We start from the raw sequence: 19187 nt of genomic DNA on the forward strand, positions 1-19187 counted from the left end.
ATTTATGCCCGTATAGATGTTTGACTGTGTGGGAAGAGAAAGGATTCCCACATGGACCACAAAGAAGTAGCCCGGCGGGTCCTCGCCGGGGTAGGGGGCGAGGAAAACATCGTTGGCGTCGCCCACTGCGCGACGCGACTGCGTTTCGTGCTTAAGGACGTCGACAAGGTTGCGCAGGATACGCTGGAGAACGACCCTGATTTGAAGGGCACGTTCGCAACCGGCGGCATGTTCCAGATCATCGTCGGCCCCGGTGACGTGGACATTGTCTTTGATCAGCTCAACGGCATGACCAGCAAGAGCATTGCTGTCTCCACGGAAGACCTGAAGGAAGTAGCGGCGAACCAGGGCAACTGGTTTACGCGCTTCATTAAGGTCTTTTCTGACATCTTCGTGCCGCTGATCCCAATCCTGGTTGGCGGCGGTCTGCTCATGGCGCTCAACAACGTCCTGACCGCCGAGGGGTTGTTCGGGGAGAACTCCCTGGTGGGGATGTTCCCGCAGATCCAGGGTCTGACGGAGATCATCAATGTGCTGGCCTCCGCACCGTTCGCGTTCCTGCCGGTGCTGGTGGGGTACTCCGCGACGAAGCGCTTCGGTGGCAACGAATACCTCGGCGCCGGCATGGGCATGGCGATGGTGCACCCGGCGTTGGTCAACGGCTACGACGTGGCGAACTCCGTAGCCGACGGCACGATGCCGTTCTGGGACCTGTTCGGCCTGCCTGTCGCGCAGGCGGGTTACCAGGGTGCGGTGCTGCCGGTGCTGGCGGTCGCGTGGATCTTGGCAACGATCGAGAAGTGGTTCCACAAGCGTCTGAAGGGTACGGCGGACTTCCTGATTACTCCGCTGGCAACCCTGCTGATTACGGGCTTCATTACCTTCATCGCCGTCGGCCCGTTTGTCCGCTGGCTCGGTGACCTGCTGATTGTCGGCCTCTCCAGCCTGTACGACTTCGGTGGCCCAATCGGTGGCCTGCTCTTCGGTCTGGTGTACTCGCCGATCGTGATCACTGGCCTGCACCAGTCCTTCCCGCCAATCGAGCTCGAGCTGTTTAATCAGGGCGGCTCCTTCATCTTCCCGACGGCCTCCATGGCGAACATCGCGCAAGGCGCAGTGGCCCTTGCCGTGTACTTCCTGGCGCGCAACGCAAAGCTCAAAGGTCTAGCTGGTTCCTCGGGCATCTCGGCCGTATTTGGTATCACGGAACCCGCCATCTTCGGCGTCAACCTGCGCCTCCGCTGGCCCTTCTTTATCGGCCTCGGCGCGGCCGGTATTGGTGCAATGCTGATTGCGATCTTTGATGTCAAGGCAGTTGCGCTTGGTGCGGCGGGCTTTATCGGCGTGGTCTCCATCCGCGCGAATGACATGGTGACCTTCCTGATCCTCGGCGTCATTACGTTCGTGATCGCCTTCGTGGCGGCCTACGGGTACGGGCGCTACCTGGTGGGCAAGCATGGCAGCATCGATCCGGACGCAACCGAGGATCCAGCCGCCGATGCCGCGGCCGAGCAAGCGCTGCTCGAGGCGTCCGACGAGGCGCTCCACGTCGTGGCGCCTCTCGAGGGCAACGCCGTGCCGCTTGCGACGGTCAGTGACCCGATGTTTGCCCAGGGCAAGCTGGGGAACGGCGTGGCAATCGTGCCGACGGTTGGGGAGCTGCGCGCACCCGTCGCCGGTACGGTTGCGGTCACGTTCCCGTCCGGCCACGCCTACGCAATCCGCGCCAAGGGGACCGATGGCAAGAACGTGGACATTCTCATGCACATCGGCTTCGACACCGTGAACCTCAAGGGCGAGCACTTCACTGCACACGTGAAGAAAGGTGACGTCGTAGAAGCAGGCCAGCTCCTCGCGACGTTCGATATCGATGCCATCCGCGACGCAGGATACGAAGTGACGACTCCGGTCGTTGTCTCGAATACGAAGCGGGTAGGGGAGATTGGGGCGTCGAGAAGCCTTCCTGCAGACACGAAGTTTGGCGATGCCCTCTTCTTTGTCGAGCCGAAAAAGATAGCTGAAGAAGCAAAATAAAAGTTTTTTAGAAAACTGGCAACAACCTTAAATTGGTCTGTTAATCTGTTGGTGTCTTGTTCAGCGCGCTAGCTCACAAGGGTCTAGCGGACATCACAGGAGGAAAACTATGAAACTTCGTCGCATTCTCGCCGCAGGCCTCGTGGCTTCCGCTCTTGCAGTGGGCGCACCGGTCGCACAGGCAGCACAGCCAGCGCCAGAACCGCTGGCAGGTGTCCTGCACGAGCTGAAGCGCCTCGGTGGCTACCAGGCACAGAACCTGATCCTCGTGCCTGCACTGCTGTCCTCTTTGGGCTTCCTGACGAACATCGCGACGTCTTCGCAGCGCGTCTAAATCCCACCCATTCACCCGAGACCATAGAGAGAGAACGTAAGAATGAAACTTCGTAACGCAATTGCAGTTGCCGCTTCTGTTGTTGTCCTGTCTGGCGTTGTTGCTACCGATGCAAGTGCTGCACAGTACCCAGAGCCGCTGAACAACGTCATGAACGAGCTGCGCAACTTCGCTGGCCCGCAGGGTCCGAACCTGCTGCTGGTTCCGGCTGTGCTTTCGTCCATCGGTGTCGTCAACATGGCCGTTGTGGTCATCCTGTCGATCGTTGCTGCGGCAACCGGCGTGGGCATCGCTGCTTCGAGCTAAGTGCTCACCGAGCAATAACGAACGCCCCCTTCCCTTCGCGGGAACGGGGCGTTTTCTTTCTGCTTGGGGGTTAGCGGCGTGTCGCCAGCGGGGTTGCCGGGGTGCCGCCCTTGTTTAGCCAAGCATAGACGCCGCCCATGATGAGGCCACCACCGATGTAGTTGCCGACCCACACGATGAGCCAGTTCATCAGGCCATTCGTCAGTGTGAACCCGGCGAAGTGCTCGGCGCCGATGCCGTAGCCCGCCAGGGAGAAGACGACGAAGCTGGCGATGGAGTGCTCGTACCCCATTGCGGCGAATGCGGGAACGATCAGCATGATGGCGAGGAACTTCGCGGTGAAGTCCTTGCCAGCCTGGATGGCGAGCAGCACGCCGATGTTGACCACGATGTTGGCGAAAATGCCTTCCATGAACAGCAAGCTGTCCGGCTTCGCGAGCTTGGTCTCAACGGTCGCGGCGAGGAAGCTGTCCATCCCGATCGGCTGGAACGCCGTGGCGTGGACCAGGAATACCGCGGTGATGAGGACGCCGAGCAGGTTGAAGATGGTGCAGGTGGAGACCATCAGGAAGCCCTTGAGCCAGGGGAGGCGCCCGGAGGCGCTGCCGTAGGTCATGAACATCATGTTGCCGGTTGCGAGTTCCGCACCCAGGACAACGATGACGTACAGCGAGAGGCAGAAGATAGCTGCGAACACGAAGCGGCCGTAGCCGGGGGCGCTGCTTTCTACTTGGGTGGAGGCGACGGTGGCGAAGGCCGTCATGATCGTCAAAAACATGCCGGCGAGCATGGAGCGTACCGCGAACTTGGGGAGTTCGTAGGTGTAGAGGTACGACTTGAAGCCGATTGAATCCGCAAGTGTGCCATCGAAGTTCATAGGTATGACCATACCAAAGGTCAGAACCGGGCACGAATCCACACAACCAAAAGTCATGGTTTGCGGGCGCGCATGTTCCGTGCTTTAATGTTCCAGTTGTCCTTTGCTGCGTGTTTGCTCTGCGCGTTTCCGAGCTGAGCATGTACGCCTGCGGTACCGAAGGTGCCGTCGACAAGCGAAAAGACATCGAAGACATTGACCACGTGCGTATAGGACGGAAATCTAACGCACATCGACCCAGGTCAGGAGACCAATAGTGATTCAGAAGGAATCGCGCCTGAAGGTCGCCGACAACACCGGTGCACGTGAAATCCTGTGCATCCGTGTCCTCGGCGGATCCGTTCGGCGCTTCGCCGGCATCGGCGATACGATCGTCGCCACTGTGAAGGAAGCTGCCCCAGGCGGCAACGTTAAGGAAGGCGAAGTCGTTAAGGCTGTCATCGTTCGCGCGAAGAAGGAGACCCGTCGTCCGGACGGCTCCTACATCGCGTTCGACGAGAACGCTGCAGTGCTGATCAAGAACGACACCGAGCCACGCGGCACCCGTATCTTCGGCCCAGTTGCTCGCGAGCTGCGCGACAAGAAGTTCATGAAGATCGTTTCTCTCGCACCGGAGGTGATCTAGGGATGAAAATCAAAAAGGGCGATATGGTCCAGGTCATCTCTGGCAAGGATAAGGGCGCGCAGGGCAAGGTTATCGAGGCATACCCGAAGCGTCAGCGCGTTCTCGTTGAAGGCGTGAACCGCATGAAGAAGCACGTCGCGAACTCCTACAACGAGCGCGGCGCAGAGTCCGGCGGCATTGTCACCCAGGAAGCTCCGATCCACGTCTCCAACGTGATGGTCCTGGATTCCGACGGCAAGCCGACGCGCGTGGGCTACCGTTTCGACGAAAACGGCAAGAAGGTCCGCGTTGCAAAGTCGAACGGGAAGGACATCTAAGCATGGCTGAGAACTACACCCCTCGTCTGAAGACCCAGTACAAAGAGGACATCCGTACCAAGCTCAACGATGAGTTCAAGTACGACAACGTCATGCAGATCCCAGGTCTGACCAAGATTGTTGTCAACATGGGTGTCGGCGACGCTGCACGTGACTCCAAGGTCATCAACGGCGCACTCGAGGACCTCGCCGCGATCACCGGCCAGAAGCCACAGCTTCGCCGCGCGAAGAAGTCCATCGCTAACTTCAAGCTCCGTGAAGGCATGCCGATCGGCGCGAAGGTCACCCTCCGCGGCGACCGCATGTGGGAGTTCCTGGACCGCCTGCTGACGGTTGCTCTGCCACGTATTCGTGACTTCCGTGGCCTCAGCGACAAGCAGTTCGACGGTGCAGGCAACTACACCTTCGGCCTGACCGAACAGACGATGTTCTACGAAATCGACATCGACAAGATCGATCGCGTCCGCGGTATGGACATCACTGTCGTCACCACCGCAACGAACGACGACGAGGGCCGCGCACTCCTGCGCCACCTCGGCTTCCCGTTCGCTGACAAGGATGGCAAGATGCAGCGCGCATAACGCGTCACTGCTTTTCGACGAACACCCCTGCGACCCAACCGGGTTGCGGGGGTGTACGTCTTTTGGGGGAACCTGCAGAGCACACCCGAATAGTACGCATGTACTGTTTTTGGGAAACGTTCGATAGACTGACTCCTTGCAACAATCTCTCAGGTGAATTTGAGGAGGCCACGATGGCTTTGCAGGAAATGGTCCACGCAGGGGCCAAAAAGAAAGAGCAGCTTCTCGATAATGAGATGCCACGGTTTTTCGTCCGCGCGATTCTCGCCGGCATTTACCTGACCGCTGGTACGGCGTTCGCCGCGGTGGCGGGAAATGCGGTCAATGAATACGCACCGGGGCTCGGCTCGGTTGTGTTCGCCTTGCTGTTCGGGCTTGGCCTGTTCGCGATCGTCATCCTGAACGCGGAGCTTGCAACGGGCGACATGATGTTTGCGTCCTGGGCGGCGACGGACAAGGTGTTCAGCTGGGGCAAGGGTATTTGGCTCGTCGTTGTGGTGACGGTGGCGAACCTGATCGGTGCGATCATTTTCGCGGCTGTGATGAGCCAGTCGGCTAAGTTCGGCTCGATGGATAACAGCCACCTGATTGTCACTCTGGTTGAGGGCAAGTTGGCGAAGCCGTTCTTCGGCGCGCTGCTTGAGGCGATCTTCGCGAACTTCATTGTCAACATGGCGATTGTTGGTGCGCTGCTGGCGAAGGAGTTCATCTCCAAGTTTGTCGTGATCCTGCCACTGATCGCTATCTTCGTTGGCCTGGGCCTCGAGCACGTTATTGCGAACTTCTCGCTGTTCTCCCTGGCGTTCCTGTCCAGCACGCCACCTGAGGGATTCACCGCCGCTGCAATCCTGAGCAACTGGGTTGCTGTGTGGATCGGCAACTTCATCGGCGGTGGCCTGTGCATCGGCGGTGTCTACGCTTGGTTGAACAAGACGAAGACGGTGTACAAGGACTAGTCGCTGAGCTCTCCGGAGTACAGATTGAAGCGCTCGCCGCGCACAAAGCCGGCGAGCGCCATTTTTGTTTCGCGGGCCAGTTCGACGGCAAGGGAGGATGCCGCAGAGACCGCAACCATTGCCGGGAAGCCCGCCATCGCGGCCTTTTGCACAAGCTCGAATGACGCACGTGAGCTGACAACTAGGATCAGGTCGCTGGCTGGCAGGAGCCCCTCGAGTAGTAGGTGGCCAACGACTTTGTCGGTCGCGTTGTGTCGACCGATGTCCTCGCGGATGACCACAGGTTCGCCGTCCAAGGTAAACGCACCGGCTGCGTGGATGCCGCCTGTCTTACGGAACTGCTTTTGGCCGGTTGCAAGGGCGTCAGGCAATCGCATCACCAGGTCCGGGTCTAAGCGGACGGGAGTGATTGGCGCGGGCACCTTGCCCATGATGTCGTCGATCGACTGCGTGCCGCACACCCCGCATGCGCTCGTGGTCGTGGTCAGGCGAATGAACTGCGGTGCAGCGGGGGAGGCCGCGGGCCCGAGGTCGATGTCGAGCGTGTTGTACGTGTTTTCGCCGTTCGGCCCGACCGCACCCGCGCAGTAGCGCGCGGAACGAACGTCCTCTGCGCTGCTGATCAGTCCCTCCGCGAACATCCAACCGTGTGCCAGCTCGATGTCGTGTCCGGGGGTGCGCATCGTGGTGGTCAGCGTGTCGCCGGTGGCGCGGATCGCCAGCGGCTCTTCCACGGTGACGGTATCGGCGCGAGTATCGCGCGCGAAACCGCTGTCGGTGCGGGTGACTTTCGTGACGGCGAAGCGTCGATTAATCCTGCTCATACGTTTCCAGGAGCTTCGCTACCTTGGCAAGCGCCTCGCGCGTCGTTGCTGAGTCCGCATCAGTATCGCCCTGGAGCGCCGCACCGGTTGCGACGCCTACGACGAACGCCGTCGTTGGAGCCGCCGGGCGCGACGGGCCGTTGTGCGCGACGTCCGCTGTCATCTTCAGAATGTCGCCGACCAGCGAGCGCGTGAGATCCGGGGAAACGCCGAGCGTTCGGGAGACCTCTTCGAGCCACTCGTGTGTTGATTGCAAACCTTCGTTGTTAGCCATGTGTGCCACCTTAGTCGTCGTTCTTGTTGATGAGCCACGCGCTCGCAGCCGTGACCATCGCTTCGGCGCCGCGGTCGAGTGTCGGCTGGAGGTCGGGTGCGAACGCTGCGTTGTGATTGCCCGGTGCATGCGGGTAGCTGGCGAAGCCGCCGAGGCCCCAGAACGTGTACGGCACGCCGAGCGCGTCCGGGATGATCGAGAAGTCCTCGCTGGCAGGGACCCGTGCCAGCGTCTGTGCTTGGTCACCGAATTGCGCCTCGAAGGCGTCGCGTACCCGCTGTGTTACTGTGGCATCGTTGCTGGTGAGCGGGTAGGCGTCGTAGTACTCGAACTCGGGCAGCTGCGGGCTACGCGCTGCCTCGCACTCAGCGCGCACGATGCGTTCGATGGCCTCCTTGAGGTGCGCGCTCGTCGCCTCCGAATAGGCGCGGGTATTGATCAGCAGCTCCGCGCTATCCGGGATGACGTTGGATTTCGCTCCCGAATGGATCGCGCCGACCGTCAGCACCGCGGTTTCGGAAGCAGCAATCTCTCGGGAGACTACGGTGTGCAGCCTCGTCACAATTGTCGACGCCAACAAGACCGCATCGACGCCCATCTCAGGCATGGATCCGTGCGAACCCACTCCGTGTACTGTGACCTTCACCGAGAACGCCTGGGAGAGCACCGGGCCCGGCCGGGTCCCCACATGGCCCAATGGCAGCGTGCTGAGCACGTGTTGGCCCAAGTACACGTCGGGGTGGGGGATCGCGTCGGCGATACCGTGCTCAACCATCGAACGTGCACCGGAGGCAGTTTCCTCGCCGGGCTGAAATACGCCTACCAGCGTGCCAGACCAGGCGTCGCGGCAAGTGTTGAACGCGACGAGGGCCGCGAGCACCGAGCAAATGTGGAAGTCGTGCCCACACGCGTGGGATACAGGCACTTCTTGCCCCGTCGCAGCATCGACTTGGGTTTGCGTGCAGGCGTAGTCCTTGCCGGAATCCTCCTTGACTGGGAGGCCGTCAGTATCGCCGCGCAGGGCGACGACGGGCCCGAGGCCGTTTTCGATGGTGGCGACGACGCCAGTTTCGCCCAATACCGAATATGGGATCCCGGCTGCCTCGAGTTCCTGAACGATGCGCTGTGAGGTCTGGGTTTCCTGCATCGAGAGTTCAGCGTGTTGGTGGAACCAGTGGTAGAGCTCCTCGCGGTGCGTGCGGGTGGCGGAGAGGGCGTCGAAAAGTTCGTCGAGGTGCTTCATAGCACCGACTATACGACGCAGCGATCGGGCCAACGTGACTTGTTTCTTGTATAGAAGGAGTGTAATGTGGCCAAACGGACTTGTGCACAGATAGTTGTCTGCGCGCAAAATCCGAGAAAACATTGTACATCCAACTTTGTTGCAGGCCCCCCGCCGAGAAGCGGACCGCGTGCAAGGGAGGCGGCGAGCGCCCCGCGTTATTGAGCGTGGGGAGCGTGAAGTAGCCCCCGACAGATCATGCGGAAAACGCGACCTGGCACGACATAGTTTTGCTGGTCAGGTGGGTAGGGAACCGCAACGAGAAAGGTAAACGGTCACATCTTATGACGATGACTGATCCAATCGCAGACATGCTGTCTCGCGTGCGCAACGCGTCGCACGCACAGCACGAGAGCGTGACAATGCCTTCCTCCAAGATCAAGGCAAACATCGCCGAGATCCTGAAGCAGGAAGGCTACATTGCTGATTACAAGGTTGAGGACGCCAAGGTTGGCAAGCAGCTGACCCTGGACCTCAAGTACGGCCCGACCCGTGAGGCTGCCATCGCTGGCCTGCGTCGCGTGTCCAAGCCTGGTCTGCGCGTGTACGCAAAGTCCAACGACCTGCCGCAGGTGCTGGGTGGTCTGGGTGTGGCGATCATCTCCACGTCCCAGGGTCTCCTCACTGACCGTCAGGCCCAGGAGAAGGGTGTAGGCGGAGAAGTTCTCGCCTACGTCTGGTAAAGGGAGGTTGAAAAGACTATGTCGCGTGTAGGTAATGCACCCATCGCCATCCCGAATGGTGTCGAAGTTAAAATTAACGGTCAGGTCGTAGAGGTCAAGGGCCCTAAGGGTTCCCTCAACTTCGAGCTGCCTGAGCCAATCACCGCTGCGGTTGAGGACAACGAGATTGTCGTCTCCCGTCCGGACGATCACCGTAAGCACCGTGCGCTGCACGGTCTGTCCCGTTCCATGGTCAACAACCTCGTTGTTGGCGTGACCGAGGGCTACAAGATCAACATGGAGATCTTCGGTGTCGGCTACCGTGTCCAGGCCAAGGGCAAGAACCTCGAGTTCTCGCTCGGCTACTCCCACCCGATCCTCATTGAGGCTCCGGAAGGGATCAGCTTCGCAGTCGATGGCAACACCAAGTTCTCCATCGAGGGCATTGACAAGCAGCAGGTTGGCCAGATCGCGGCTAACATCCGCCGCCTCCGTAAGGATGACCCATACAAGGGTAAGGGCATCCGCTACGAAGGTGAGCAGATTCGCCGCAAGGTCGGAAAGACGGGTAAGTAATCATGAGCAATTCTGCAGAGAACACCAAGCGCACCCCGGTCGGCAAGGATATTTCCTCCCGCCGCCGCGAGGCTCGTGCACGTCGCCACTTCCGTATCCGCAAGACGCTGCGCGGCACCCCGGAGACCCCACGTCTCGTTGTGCACCGCTCTTCGCGTCACATCCACGTCCAGCTGATCGACGATCTCGCTGGCCACACGCTCGCAGCGGCATCCTCCATCGAGGCTGACGTGCGCGCAATGGAAGGTGACAAGAAGGCAAAGGCAGCCAAGGTTGGCCAGCTGATCGCTGAGCGCGCCAAGGCTGCAGGCATCGAAGCTATCGTCTTCGACCGCGCAGGTTACAAGTACCACGGTCGCGTCGCAGCTCTTGCCGACGCCGCTCGTGAAGGTGGTCTGAAGTTCTAATGACCACCGCAATCATCACCATCAACGGAAGGATCGCGTAATGGCCGAACGTGAACGGCGTGACGGCGGACGCTCCGCCGACAACCAGAACAAGAAGAATGAGCGCAACAACCGCGGTGGCCGTGGCCGTCGCGATGATCGTCGCAACCAGAATGATGACCGCGACAAGTACATCGAGCGAGTCATCACCATCAACCGTGTCGCAAAGACCGTGAAGGGCGGACGCAACATGTCCTTCACTGCTCTCGTCGTCGTTGGCGACGGCAAGGGCATGGTCGGCGTTGGCTACGGCAAGGCAAAGGAAGTTCCTGCCGCTATCCAGAAGGGTGCAGAAGAAGCACGTAAGAACTTCTTCCGTGTCCCGATGATCGGTGGCACCATTCCTCACCCAGTCCAGGCAGAAGAGGCAGCAGGCATCGTTATGCTGCGCCCGGCTGCACCAGGTACCGGTGTTATCGCCGGTGGCGCAGTTCGCCCAGTGCTCGAGTGCGCTGGCGTCCAGGACATCCTTGCTAAGTCGATCGGTTCTGACAACGCTCTGAACGTTGTTCAGGCAACGGTTGCAGGTCTCAAGCAGCTCGTACGCCCTGAGGAAGTTGCTGCGAAGCGTGGCAAGGACCTCGAGGACGTCGCACCTGCTCGCATGCTGCGCGCACGCGCAGGACAGGAGGCGTAAGAACAATGGCTTTGAAGATCACATTGCACCACGGCAAGGTTGGCGAGAAGCCACTGACCCGTAAGAACCTCGAGGCTCTCGGTCTGCGCAAGATCGGCCAGTCCGTCATTAAGAAGGACAACGCCGCAACCCGTGGACAGATCCTGAAGGTTCGCCACCTCGTTACCGTCGAAGAAGTTGCAGGGGAGTAGAACAACATGGCTGAAATTATCAAGCTCCATGATCTGCGCCCAGCAAAGGGCGCTAACAAACCAAAGTTCCGCGTAGGTCGCGGTGAAGCAGGCAAGGGCGGCAAGACCGCTGGCCGTGGTACCAAGGGCACCAAGGCTCGCAAGCAGGTCTCCGCAGCATTCGAGGGTGGTCAGATGCCACTTCACATGCGCCTGCCGAAGCTCAAGGGCTTCAAGAACCCGAACCGCGTGGAGTACCAGGTAGTCAACGTTCAGGCGCTCGCAGAAGCGTTCCCGAACGGCGGCACCATCACCATCGACGACATCGTCGCAGCTGGCCTGGTTCGCAAGAACCACCCAGTCAAGGTGCTGGGCAACGGCGACATCAACGTCAAGTTGGACGTCACCGCTACCAAGTTCTCCAAGTCTGCGGTTGAGAAGATCGAGGCAGCCGGCGGGTCCACCACCCAGGCATAAGCCTTCATCTTCGCGCCACAGCGCAGAGAAAAGCTCCCCACTCGTCAACGACGAGGTGGGGAGCTTTCGTATTAGAGGGTTTCGACGGCGGCCAGCACGCCCCGCGTAAGCCCAGGCAGCGCCCGGTAGATCACGGTGTTCGCATGCTTTTCGACGCCCCCAAGCACCTGCTCAGCGAAGCGGGCGGGGTGCTCGGCGGTGAAGGAGCGAAGAACCGCCAGCGCTGCGGCTTGATCGGCCTCGGAGGACGCGTTGAGCGCCAGGGCGCACATTTGGCTGATACAGCGGAACTCCAGCCCGATGTGGTCCGGCGGGAGGTTATCGGCGCCGGGGTCAAAGCCGACCTGGTGGTAAACGGCGGCGACGGCCGCGGCGTCCTCATCCATGACGAGTCCGTCCTTGGAAAAGTACGGGGACTCGTACGGCTGGGCAAGCGGGGAGCTTACGCCAATGAACAGGTAGAGGTGGTCTCGCTGCAACGCTTCGGCGGTGTCGCGCTCCGCTTCCAGCAGGGCGTTGATGGCGTGCTGCGAAGCGTCGTCCTCGAGCGGCCATGATTGCAGGAAGGAGGGGTCGGAGAGGGCGTCGAGAAGCGGGCCTTGCGGCTCGTCGAGGAAGAGCTGCCCCACGATGTCTGCTGCGATGTGGCAGCGTTCAACTAACTCTGTGTGCATCAGATTCCGATCCGGTCGACTGCGCCGTAGAACATGAAGCGGCCGAGCAGCTCCGCGATGACCACCAGGCTGTACGCGACGGTGATCCATAGCATTGCGCTCGAGGTGGGGCGGCGGGTGCGGCCGCCAAACGCCAGGATGAGGCCCACGATGAACGCACCGACCAGCAGGAGCCCAATGCGGATGACGAATGCGGTCATGTTGAATTCAAACTGCGCCGGGTTCGGGCCCGCGGGGCGGCCGTAGTTGAACACCATCACGATGAAAATGAGCGGCACGACGACGGTCAGCGCGATGCCGATCCAGCGCAGCGAGGCGTGGATGAGGTCCCAGACCTCTTCCTTCTGGGCGTCGGTCTGGTCTTCGTTGCGCGCGGACGGGATGAGCTTCTTGATCAGCTCGGACTCTTCGAGCCAGTTGTACGCCGTGAGCGCGACCGCAATCGCGAGCAGACCTGTGACCGCGGCGGAGAGGTAGAACGCTGCCGGGGTAGTCCAGTGGTTCCACGATGGGATCGTGGGCAGCATGTAGAGGCGCGCCATGGTGGCGATGAACCCGATGCCGGCAATCGCGGTGATGACCGCGATGGTTGTGCGGGTGCCCACGGAGCCCCAGTCGAAGAACTGACAGGCCGCGAACAAGAACCCGAGCGCCGCGAAGATGCAGCCGCCCACGAGCTCCTGGGTGAGTCCGGAGGAACTGATGTGGCGCATCACGTTCAGCGCGTTGATCGGGTTTCCGAGGTGGAAGAACGCGAGGCAGAAGCCTGCGATCATGATTGGGCCGATTGCGTAGAGCGCCGGCACACAAATGCGGTTAATCGCGTTCGCGGAGTAGCGGGTGCGTCCCACCATTGTGATGACGCCGAGGACGAAGAACGCGCCGACTGCCATCTGCCCGAACGTGGTGAAAAACGTGAGGGGCCATTCGTGCATATTCATGAGTTAGACCTCTTCCGGGTTCATGATCTCGCCGGCGTCCAACGCGTCCCAGCGCTTTGCGTCCTTGTGCGGCTTGATGGTCAGGCGTGGTTCGGTAAACGTTGGGTCCGGCAGCGGCGCGATGCCGGCGACGTCGCCGTGTTCCTTGCGCAGCTCGTCGATAGGCCCCCAGTCGAGCGCGCGCGACGGGCACGCGGCCACGCACGCGGGGTCTTTGCCCTCGGCGCGGTAGTCGGCGCACAGGTCGCACTTCGTCATGACGCCCTTTTCAGGGTTGAACTGTGGCGCGGAGTAGGGGCACGCCCACTCGCAGTAGCGGCAGCCCACGCACTTGTGCGGGTCGACGGAGACGACGCCGTCCTCGCCGATGTGCATCGCGGTGGTCGGGCAAACCTTGGTGCAGATCGGGTTGTCACAGTGGTTGCAGGACACCGATGTGTAGTAGGTGAACGTATTGGTGGTCAGCTCGCCGTCGGCGTTGCGGTTCCAGTCGCCGCCCGAGTACTCGACCACGCGGCGCCAGTTCACGCCGATCGGTGTGTTGTGCTTGTCCTTGCAGGCGATCTGGCAGGCTTTGCAGCCGTTGCACAAGGTCTGGTCGAAGAAGAAACCAAGGCGCTTGCTCGGCTTGTCGTTGTTGTTAGCCATGTTGTTGTTTCACTCCTTGGTGTTGTTATTTCGCTTTTTCAACCTGGCACAGCGCCGTGTGCTGCGCGTTGCCCTTGGCAAGAGGGGAGGGATGCCAGCTGGTCAGCGTATTGACGGATGCCCCTACGTCCACGCCGCCGTCCTTCGGGTTGAACCAGGAACCCTGCGGCACCGAGATGACACCCGGTGCGATTCGCGGGGTGACGCGGGCAATGGAGCGGATCCGGCCACGCTTGTTGTAGGCGTAGACGGGGTCGTCGTTCTTGATGCCGCGTTCCTTGGCGTCGATGGGGTTGATCCAGAGGACCTGCGGGTGGGCGTCGTCGCGCAGCCAATCGACGTTGCCGTAGGAGGAGTGGGTGCGGCCCTTGGTGTGGTGGCCGATGACCTGCAGCGGGTACTCCTTGTTCTCTGCGGCTTCCTCGGCGCCTTCCCAAGTTGCGACCTGCTCCGGCAGCGGTGTCAGCTTGTCGCCTGCGATGTTCGGGTCAAACTCCCACTCCTTCGACATCTCGTAGAGCTCGGAGGAGAAAATCTCGATCTTGCCGCTCGGGGTCTCCAGGGGGTTGGCCACTGGGTCCTCACGGAAGTCTTTCAGGGCGACCGTGGTTTCGCCTTCTCGACGCCACACACCCATCTTCTTGAGCTCCTCAAAGGACGGCAGCTCCGGGATCTCCTTGCGGGATTCGTCGAGGGTGTAGCGCAGCCACTCTTCCTGGGTGCGGCCTTCGGTGAATTTGTCGCGCACACCGAAGCGTTCAGCGAGGTCGGCGACGACGTCGTAAATCGGCCGGCAGTCGTACAGTGGCTTGATCGCGCTGGAGGCCAGGATGGTGTACTCCAGGTTGCCCGCCGAGCCCTGCTGGATGATGTCGGTTTGCTCAGCGGTGGAGCAGTCCGGCAGAACGTAGTCCGCGTAGCGCGCGGACACCGTCATCTGGATGTCGCTGACGACGATGAGTTCGGCCTTGGAGTCGTCGCGAAGCAGCTCGACCGTGCGATTGAGATCGCCGTGCTGGTTCGTGTTGGTGTTGCCGGCGTATTGCCAGATCATCTTGATCGGGACGTCGAGTTTGTCTTTGCCACGCACGCCGTCCTTCGTCTTGGTCATTGCTGGGCCGTGGTCGACGGCCTGTGGCCACATTGCAACCGAGATCGAGGTCTCCACCGGGTTCTCGTACTGTGTGTTGAACGGGTACGTCATCGGCAAGCTTGCCGAGCCCTCGCGAGCGCCGGTGCCTCCACCAGGGATACCGATCTGCCCGAGCAGCGCTGCCAGCGTAAACACCGCGCGCGACTGGTTCTCGCCGTTCGCGTGGCGCTGCGGACCCCAGCCCTGGGTAATTGCGGTTGGTTTTGCGGTGCCCATCTCGCGGGCAAGCTGGCGGATCTTCTGCGCAGGCACCCCACAGATGCGAGCGGCCCACTCAGGAGTCTTTTCGACGCCATCTGGCCCCTTGCCCTCAATGTAGGAGCGGTACGAGCCGTTCTTCGGCGCGCCCTTCGGCATGTGGTCCTCGTCAAAGCCGACACAATACTTGTCCAGGAACGCTTGGTCGTGCAGGTTCTCGGAGAGCAGTACGTGCGCGATACCTGCCACGAGCGCTGCGTCGGTGCCCGGGCGGATCGGAACCCATTCGTCGCCAAGGCCGACTGCGGTCTCGGAGTAGCGCGGGTCGATCACGATGGTCTTCACGCCGTACTTGCGTTTCGTCTGCTGGGTGACGAACGTCTCGCCACCACCGGACATGCGGGTCTCAAGCGGGTTGTTGCCGAACATGACCTGCAGCTTGGAGTTCTTCACGTCGTCGAAGGAGTTCGACGTGACCCAGGAACCGTAGTGGTACGGGTAGGCTGCCGTGATCTGCGCGGTGGAGTAGTCGGCGTAGTGGTTCAGGTAGCCGCCGATGAGGTTCATAAACCGTGCGAAAGGAGTCTCGACAGGCGGCCAGGAGCGCGCGACGGTGCCGCCGATGGTCCCCGTGCCGTACGCGAGGTAGATCGACTCATTGCCGTATTTGTCCAGGATGCCCTTCATCTGGTCGGCGATTTCGTCGAGCGCCTGCTCCCAGGAGATTTCGATCCACTCGCCGTCGCCGCGCTTCGTGCCGGGCTTGCGCTTCAGCGGCGTCTTTAGCCGGTCCGGGTTGTAGATGCGGTGGCGGATTGAGCGGCCGCGCACGCAGGCGCGGATCTGCTGCGAGCCGATGGAGTTGTCGCCGCCATCGTCCGGAAGGACGCGGGTGACGCGCCCGTCCACAACTTGGAGGCGCAGTGGGCAGCGGGAGCCGCAGTTGACGGTGCAGGCGGACCAGACGAACTTCGGGTCGGTGCTCGTGCCTTCTGCGGCCTCTGCGGCGCCGACACCTGGGGTGCCGCGCAGGAGCGTGCCAGAGACGGCCGTCGTCGCTACGGCCGCGCCTCCTACGAGGCCTGACCATTGGAGAAATTTACGCCGACTCACGGGAGTCGGCGTTGGTGTAGGTGCTGTGCTCATCGCTGTCCCTTCGAATGCGAGGATTTTCTACAGAAAAGTCGTGAATAAATGTAATACCAATTACGTATTTTTGAGTGTAGTGATTTTCAATCGAAAGTTGGAAACCCTCGCGGGGGTGCTGGCCGAATCGGGGGTTTGGCCTGCTAACTGGTAGAGTAGTGGGGTCAATCCTGTCTGGAGTGTCCCGTCAGCCCGCTACGGTGGTTGTGACGTGCACTTTTGGCAACCGTACTGTCCACTATCTCCTGCGTGAGTGCTGCAGGAGCCAGGAGGCTTTGTGTCCGCTATATTGCAAGCGTTCAAGGACCCGGATCTTCGGAAGAAGATTCTGATTACCCTTGCGTTGATGATTCTGTACCGCATTGGTGCCCAGATTCCGACGCCTGGTGTCGACTACGCGTTGATTAACTCCCGTCTGGAGGAAGTCGCTCAGGGTGACAACGCCACGATGTTCTCCATCATCGGGCTGTTCTCTGGTGGTGCGTTGCTGCAGTTGTCCATCTTCGCGATTGGCATCATGCCGTACATTACGGCGTCGATTATCGTGCAGCTGCTGACCGTGGTGATTCCGAAGTTCGAGGAGTTGAAGAAGGAAGGGCAGTCGGGCCAAACCAAGATGACGCAGTACACGCGTTACCTCACGGTTGCGCTGGCGCTGCTGCAGTCCGCAGGTATTGTGGCGCTGGCCGACCGTGAGCAGCTCCTCGGCCAGGGGATTCCGGTGCTTATTGAGGACCGCAACATCTGGACGCTCATCATGATGATCATCGTCATGACGTCGGGTGCGGTCCTGATTATGTGGCTCGGCGAGATCATCACTGAAAAGGGCGTTGGCAATGGTATGTCCCTGCTGATCTTCGCTGGTATTGCGACGAAGCTTCCGTCCGAGGGTGCCTACATCCTGAAGAACTCCGGCGCGGTTACCTTCGCCATGGTCGTTGCGGCGATCATTGCGTTGGTCGTCGGCATCATCTTCATCGAGCAGGGCCAGCGTCGTATCCCGGTGCAGTACGCCAAGCGCATGGTTGGGCGCCGTCAGTACGGCGGTTCTTCTACGTACCTGCCGCTCAAGGTCAACCAGGCTGGCGTTATTCCTGTGATTTTCGCCTCCTCGCTGATGTACGTTCCTGTCTTGATCACGCAGATCGTGACCATGAACAACACGACCCCGCCGGACAACTGGTGGATGAACAACGTCATGGCGTGGCTGCAGAACCCAGGCTCCTGGCAGTACATCCTGGCGTACTTCGCCATGATCATCTTCTTCTCCTACTTCTACGTCTCTATCCAGTACGACCCGGTCGACCAGGCAGAGAACATGAAGAAGTACGGTGGCTTCATCCCAGGCATTCGTCCGGGTCGCCCAACCGCCGAGTACCTCGCGTTTGTGATGAACCGTCTCTTGTTCGTTGGCGCGCTCTACCTTGCACTCATCGCGATCCTGCCGAACCTGGCGCTCGACGCCGGCATTGGCGGCGCTGGCCGCGGTGGCATGAGTGCGTTCGGCGGTACGGCTATCCTGATTATGGTGTCCGTAGCATTGACTACGGTCAAGCAAATTGAATCCCAACTTCTCCAATCCAACTACGAAGGACTGTTGCGATAATGCGACTTGTACTACTTGGCCCTCCCGGCGCTGGCAAAGGCACTCAGGCAGCCATTCTCTCCGAGAAGCTCGGCGTTCCGCACATCTCCACCGGTGACCTGTTCCGTGCGAACATCGGCCAGGGCACCCCGCTTGGTGTCGAAGCGAAAAGCTACATCGATGCTGGCAAGCTTGTGCCGACCGATGTCACCGCACGCATGGTGGAAGACCGACTCAGCCAGGAAGATGCTGCGAACGGCTTCCTGCTCGACGGTTTCCCGCGCACCGTTGAGCAAGCAGAGATCCTGAAGGAGCTGCTGAGCAAGCAGGGCCTGAAGCTGGACGGCGTGCTCAACTTTGTTGTCGACGAAGACGTGGTGGTCGAGCGCATGCTCGCGCGTGGCCGCGCGGACGACAATGAGGAAACGATCCGCACCCGCCTCAAGGTCTACCGCGACGAAACCGCGCCGCTGATTGACCACTACGGCGACGAGATCATCTCCATCGACGCCGTTGGTGACGTTGATGAAATCAACGAGCGCGCGATGGCGCAGCTGAAGAAGTAACATACAGCGTCTATATAGGCGCAAGGGCCGGTAGGGACTCGACGAGTGCCTACCGGCCCTTTTACGCAGTAACTCTAGGAAGGAAGCGAATGATGGGGTTCCGGAAGCGCAAGATTGTCGCAAAGACACCTGAGCAGCTCGACGCGATGGAGAAGGCAGGCCGAATCGTCGGCTTGGCGCTGCAGGAGGTGCGGGCGGCGGCCGCCCCCGGCAAGTCGACGCTCGACTTAGACAAGGTCGCCGAGACTGTTATCCGTGATCACGGGGCCACGCCCACATTTTTGGGGTATCAGGGCTTTCCGGGGTCGATCTGTGCGTCAGTCAACGAGGTAGTCGTGCACGGAATTCCGAACAAAGAGACTGTGCTCCGCGAGGGAGACCTGGTCTCCATCGACTGTGGCGCGACCTTGCATGGTTGGGTAGGGGATTCCGCGTGGACGTTCGGTGTGGGTGAGCTCGAAGCGGACGTCGAAAAGTTGAACCAGGCAACAGAATGGGTGCTGCACGAGGGGCTGAAGGCGATGGTGCCGGGCAACCGGTTGACCGACGTGTCGCATGCACTCGAACGCGCGACGTACGCAGCAGAGGAGAAGTTCGGAGTGGAGCTCGGAATTGTGGACGGGTACGGCGGCCACGGGATCGGACGCACGATGCACGAGGATCCATACCTTGCCAACGAGGGAAAACCCGGGCGCGGCCCTGTGATCCAGGAGGGGTCGGTGTTGGCGATTGAGCCGATGCTGATCCTCGGCGGGGAGATCGACACGGAGGTGCTCGGTGACGACTGGACGGTCGTTTCCATCGACGGCGCCCCGGCATCGCACTGGGAGCACACGGTCGCCGCCACGGCTGACGGGCCGCGCATCCTCACTGTCCGCGAAGCGAAGTAGGCTATACT

24 protein-coding genes are annotated in these 19187 nt (G+C 60.8%); 16 read left to right on the forward strand and 8 right to left on the reverse strand.

Going from position 1 to position 19187, the window contains the following annotated elements; translation table 11 throughout:
• Positions 1–51: 51 nt before the first annotated feature.
• The 3 genes from HMPREF3170_RS02605 (at position 52) to HMPREF3170_RS02615 (ending at position 2674) form a co-directional block, all read left to right on the forward strand.
• A complete protein-coding gene (locus HMPREF3170_RS02605) occupies positions 52–2034 on the forward strand; it encodes a sucrose-specific PTS transporter subunit IIBC (protein ID WP_070477552.1) in 1983 nt (660 codons plus the stop codon).
• A gap of 109 nt (positions 2035–2143) precedes the next feature.
• Entirely contained in the window at positions 2144–2368 is a 225-nt protein-coding gene (locus tag HMPREF3170_RS02610; RefSeq protein ID WP_070363085.1) for a hypothetical protein, read from the forward strand.
• 42 nt (positions 2369–2410) lie between these two features.
• On the forward strand, positions 2411–2674 hold the full coding sequence (locus HMPREF3170_RS02615; protein ID WP_070363084.1) for a hypothetical protein: 264 nt from the start codon (positions 2411–2413) through the stop codon (positions 2672–2674).
• Between the two features lie 70 nt (positions 2675–2744).
• Here HMPREF3170_RS02615 and HMPREF3170_RS02620 read toward each other — a convergent pair whose 3' ends face one another.
• Positions 2745–3551, reverse strand: a complete 807-nt coding sequence (locus HMPREF3170_RS02620; RefSeq protein WP_070363587.1) for a formate/nitrite transporter family protein — start codon at positions 3549–3551, stop codon at positions 2745–2747.
• Positions 3552–3807: 256 nt separating this feature from the next.
• Here HMPREF3170_RS02620 and rplN point away from each other — a divergent pair, with 256 nt between their 5' ends.
• The 4 genes from rplN (at position 3808) to HMPREF3170_RS02640 (ending at position 6030) form a co-directional block, all read left to right on the forward strand.
• Positions 3808–4176, forward strand: a complete 369-nt coding sequence (gene rplN / locus HMPREF3170_RS02625; protein WP_070363083.1) for a 50S ribosomal protein L14 — start codon at positions 3808–3810, stop codon at positions 4174–4176.
• Positions 4177–4178: 2 nt separating this feature from the next.
• On the forward strand, positions 4179–4493 hold the full coding sequence (rplX, locus tag HMPREF3170_RS02630) for a 50S ribosomal protein L24 (RefSeq protein WP_070363082.1): 315 nt from the start codon (positions 4179–4181) through the stop codon (positions 4491–4493).
• A gap of 2 nt (positions 4494–4495) precedes the next feature.
• The gene (rplE, locus tag HMPREF3170_RS02635) at positions 4496–5074 is read left to right on the forward strand and encodes a 50S ribosomal protein L5 (RefSeq protein WP_070363081.1); all 579 of its coding nucleotides are present in this window, start codon (positions 4496–4498) and stop codon (positions 5072–5074) included.
• Positions 5075–5247: 173 nt separating this feature from the next.
• Positions 5248–6030: a formate/nitrite transporter family protein gene (locus HMPREF3170_RS02640; protein ID WP_070363080.1), complete on the forward strand. Its 783-nt coding sequence runs from the start codon at positions 5248–5250 to the stop codon at positions 6028–6030.
• On the opposite strand, the gene fdhD is transcribed toward HMPREF3170_RS02640, so the two are convergent.
• The 3 genes from fdhD to HMPREF3170_RS02655 are packed head-to-tail and all read right to left on the reverse strand — an operon-like array spanning position 6027 to position 8371.
• Positions 6027–6854, reverse strand: a complete 828-nt coding sequence (gene fdhD / locus HMPREF3170_RS02645) for a formate dehydrogenase accessory sulfurtransferase FdhD (protein ID WP_070477554.1) — start codon at positions 6852–6854, stop codon at positions 6027–6029. The genes HMPREF3170_RS02640 and fdhD overlap by 4 nt on opposite strands.
• Positions 6841–7128: a DUF6457 domain-containing protein gene (locus HMPREF3170_RS02650; protein ID WP_070477557.1), complete on the reverse strand. Its 288-nt coding sequence runs from the start codon at positions 7126–7128 to the stop codon at positions 6841–6843. The genes fdhD and HMPREF3170_RS02650 overlap by 14 nt, the downstream gene beginning before the upstream one ends.
• Before the next feature lie 10 nt (positions 7129–7138).
• On the reverse strand, positions 7139–8371 hold the full coding sequence (locus HMPREF3170_RS02655; RefSeq protein ID WP_070477558.1) for an amidohydrolase: 1233 nt from the start codon (positions 8369–8371) through the stop codon (positions 7139–7141).
• Between the two features lie 323 nt (positions 8372–8694).
• On the opposite strand from HMPREF3170_RS02655, the gene rpsH reads away from it, so the two are divergent.
• The 6 genes from rpsH to rplO are packed head-to-tail and all read left to right on the forward strand — an operon-like array spanning position 8695 to position 11378.
• A complete protein-coding gene (rpsH, locus tag HMPREF3170_RS02660) occupies positions 8695–9093 on the forward strand; it encodes a 30S ribosomal protein S8 (protein WP_070363078.1) in 399 nt (132 codons plus the stop codon).
• An 18-nt stretch (positions 9094–9111) separates the two neighbouring features.
• On the forward strand, positions 9112–9648 hold the full coding sequence (gene rplF / locus HMPREF3170_RS02665; RefSeq protein ID WP_070477559.1) for a 50S ribosomal protein L6: 537 nt from the start codon (positions 9112–9114) through the stop codon (positions 9646–9648).
• Positions 9649–9650: 2 nt separating this feature from the next.
• On the forward strand, positions 9651–10055 hold the full coding sequence (rplR, locus tag HMPREF3170_RS02670; protein WP_070363076.1) for a 50S ribosomal protein L18: 405 nt from the start codon (positions 9651–9653) through the stop codon (positions 10053–10055).
• A 40-nt stretch (positions 10056–10095) separates the two neighbouring features.
• Positions 10096–10731 (forward strand): 30S ribosomal protein S5, encoded by a 636-nt coding sequence (gene rpsE, locus HMPREF3170_RS02675; RefSeq protein ID WP_070363075.1) that lies wholly within the window; start codon positions 10096–10098, stop codon positions 10729–10731.
• 5 nt (positions 10732–10736) lie between these two features.
• Positions 10737–10922, forward strand: a complete 186-nt coding sequence (rpmD, locus tag HMPREF3170_RS02680; protein ID WP_070363074.1) for a 50S ribosomal protein L30 — start codon at positions 10737–10739, stop codon at positions 10920–10922.
• Positions 10923–10928: 6 nt separating this feature from the next.
• The gene (gene rplO / locus HMPREF3170_RS02685; RefSeq protein ID WP_070363073.1) at positions 10929–11378 is read left to right on the forward strand and encodes a 50S ribosomal protein L15; all 450 of its coding nucleotides are present in this window, start codon (positions 10929–10931) and stop codon (positions 11376–11378) included.
• Between the two features lie 71 nt (positions 11379–11449).
• Here the strand turns inward: rplO and HMPREF3170_RS02690 are convergent, their stop codons facing one another.
• From HMPREF3170_RS02690 to HMPREF3170_RS02705, 4 genes are read right to left on the reverse strand one after another with little or no spacing between them, the layout of a single operon-like run.
• Entirely contained in the window at positions 11450–12052 is a 603-nt protein-coding gene (locus HMPREF3170_RS02690; protein WP_070477562.1) for a TorD/DmsD family molecular chaperone, read from the reverse strand.
• Positions 12052–12993: a dimethyl sulfoxide reductase anchor subunit family protein gene (locus HMPREF3170_RS02695; RefSeq protein ID WP_070477564.1), complete on the reverse strand. Its 942-nt coding sequence runs from the start codon at positions 12991–12993 to the stop codon at positions 12052–12054. The genes HMPREF3170_RS02690 and HMPREF3170_RS02695 overlap by 1 nt, the downstream gene beginning before the upstream one ends.
• Before the next feature lie 3 nt (positions 12994–12996).
• On the reverse strand, positions 12997–13641 hold the full coding sequence (locus HMPREF3170_RS02700) for a DMSO/selenate family reductase complex B subunit (RefSeq protein WP_070363070.1): 645 nt from the start codon (positions 13639–13641) through the stop codon (positions 12997–12999).
• 25 nt (positions 13642–13666) lie between these two features.
• Complete coding sequence (locus HMPREF3170_RS02705) at positions 13667–16138, reverse strand: DMSO/selenate family reductase complex A subunit (RefSeq protein WP_070477566.1); 2472 nt, start codon at positions 16136–16138, stop codon at positions 13667–13669.
• Between the two features lie 277 nt (positions 16139–16415).
• Here HMPREF3170_RS02705 and secY point away from each other — a divergent pair, with 277 nt between their 5' ends.
• From secY to map, 3 genes are all read left to right on the forward strand, one after another.
• Entirely contained in the window at positions 16416–17744 is a 1329-nt protein-coding gene (secY, locus tag HMPREF3170_RS02710) for a preprotein translocase subunit SecY (protein ID WP_070477568.1), read from the forward strand.
• A complete protein-coding gene (locus tag HMPREF3170_RS02715; protein WP_070363068.1) occupies positions 17744–18289 on the forward strand; it encodes an adenylate kinase in 546 nt (181 codons plus the stop codon). Before secY ends, HMPREF3170_RS02715 begins: the two co-directional genes overlap by 1 nt.
• A 92-nt stretch (positions 18290–18381) precedes the next feature.
• Positions 18382–19179: a type I methionyl aminopeptidase gene (gene map, locus HMPREF3170_RS02720; RefSeq protein ID WP_070477786.1), complete on the forward strand. Its 798-nt coding sequence runs from the start codon at positions 18382–18384 to the stop codon at positions 19177–19179.
• Positions 19180–19187 lie beyond the last annotated feature (8 nt).

Origin of the sequence: Corynebacterium sp. HMSC08D02 (assembly GCF_001807505.1) — a bacterium.
Taxonomy (GTDB): Bacteria; Actinomycetota; Actinomycetes; order Mycobacteriales; family Mycobacteriaceae; genus Corynebacterium; species Corynebacterium pseudogenitalium.

Bases quoted from the DNA above. Each gene is read 5' to 3' on its own strand.
- HMPREF3170_RS02605 (WP_070477552.1), top strand. From the start codon at position 52: ATGGACCACAAAGAAGTAGCCCGGCGGGTCCTCGCCGGGGTAGGGGGC.
- HMPREF3170_RS02610 (WP_070363085.1), top strand. From the start codon at position 2,144: ATGAAACTTCGTCGCATTCTCGCCGCAGGCCTCGTGGCTTCCGCTCTT.
- HMPREF3170_RS02615 (WP_070363084.1), top strand. From the start codon at position 2,411: ATGAAACTTCGTAACGCAATTGCAGTTGCCGCTTCTGTTGTTGTCCTG.
- HMPREF3170_RS02620 (WP_070363587.1), bottom strand. From the start codon at position 3,551: ATGAACTTCGATGGCACACTTGCGGATTCAATCGGCTTCAAGTCGTAC.
- rplX (WP_070363082.1), top strand. From the start codon at position 4,179: ATGAAAATCAAAAAGGGCGATATGGTCCAGGTCATCTCTGGCAAGGAT.
- rplE (WP_070363081.1), top strand. From the start codon at position 4,496: ATGGCTGAGAACTACACCCCTCGTCTGAAGACCCAGTACAAAGAGGAC.
- HMPREF3170_RS02640 (WP_070363080.1), top strand. From the start codon at position 5,248: ATGGCTTTGCAGGAAATGGTCCACGCAGGGGCCAAAAAGAAAGAGCAG.
- fdhD (WP_070477554.1), bottom strand. From the start codon at position 6,854: ATGAGCAGGATTAATCGACGCTTCGCCGTCACGAAAGTCACCCGCACC.
- HMPREF3170_RS02650 (WP_070477557.1), bottom strand. From the start codon at position 7,128: ATGGCTAACAACGAAGGTTTGCAATCAACACACGAGTGGCTCGAAGAG.
- HMPREF3170_RS02655 (WP_070477558.1), bottom strand. From the start codon at position 8,371: ATGAAGCACCTCGACGAACTTTTCGACGCCCTCTCCGCCACCCGCACG.
- rpsH (WP_070363078.1), top strand. From the start codon at position 8,695: ATGACGATGACTGATCCAATCGCAGACATGCTGTCTCGCGTGCGCAAC.
- rplF (WP_070477559.1), top strand. From the start codon at position 9,112: ATGTCGCGTGTAGGTAATGCACCCATCGCCATCCCGAATGGTGTCGAA.
- rplR (WP_070363076.1), top strand. From the start codon at position 9,651: ATGAGCAATTCTGCAGAGAACACCAAGCGCACCCCGGTCGGCAAGGAT.
- rpsE (WP_070363075.1), top strand. From the start codon at position 10,096: ATGGCCGAACGTGAACGGCGTGACGGCGGACGCTCCGCCGACAACCAG.
- rpmD (WP_070363074.1), top strand. From the start codon at position 10,737: ATGGCTTTGAAGATCACATTGCACCACGGCAAGGTTGGCGAGAAGCCA.
- rplO (WP_070363073.1), top strand. From the start codon at position 10,929: ATGGCTGAAATTATCAAGCTCCATGATCTGCGCCCAGCAAAGGGCGCT.
- HMPREF3170_RS02690 (WP_070477562.1), bottom strand. From the start codon at position 12,052: ATGCACACAGAGTTAGTTGAACGCTGCCACATCGCAGCAGACATCGTG.
- HMPREF3170_RS02695 (WP_070477564.1), bottom strand. From the start codon at position 12,993: ATGAATATGCACGAATGGCCCCTCACGTTTTTCACCACGTTCGGGCAG.
- HMPREF3170_RS02700 (WP_070363070.1), bottom strand. From the start codon at position 13,641: ATGGCTAACAACAACGACAAGCCGAGCAAGCGCCTTGGTTTCTTCTTC.
- HMPREF3170_RS02705 (WP_070477566.1), bottom strand. From the start codon at position 16,138: ATGAGCACAGCACCTACACCAACGCCGACTCCCGTGAGTCGGCGTAAA.
- HMPREF3170_RS02715 (WP_070363068.1), top strand. From the start codon at position 17,744: ATGCGACTTGTACTACTTGGCCCTCCCGGCGCTGGCAAAGGCACTCAG.
- map (WP_070477786.1), top strand. From the start codon at position 18,382: ATGGGGTTCCGGAAGCGCAAGATTGTCGCAAAGACACCTGAGCAGCTC.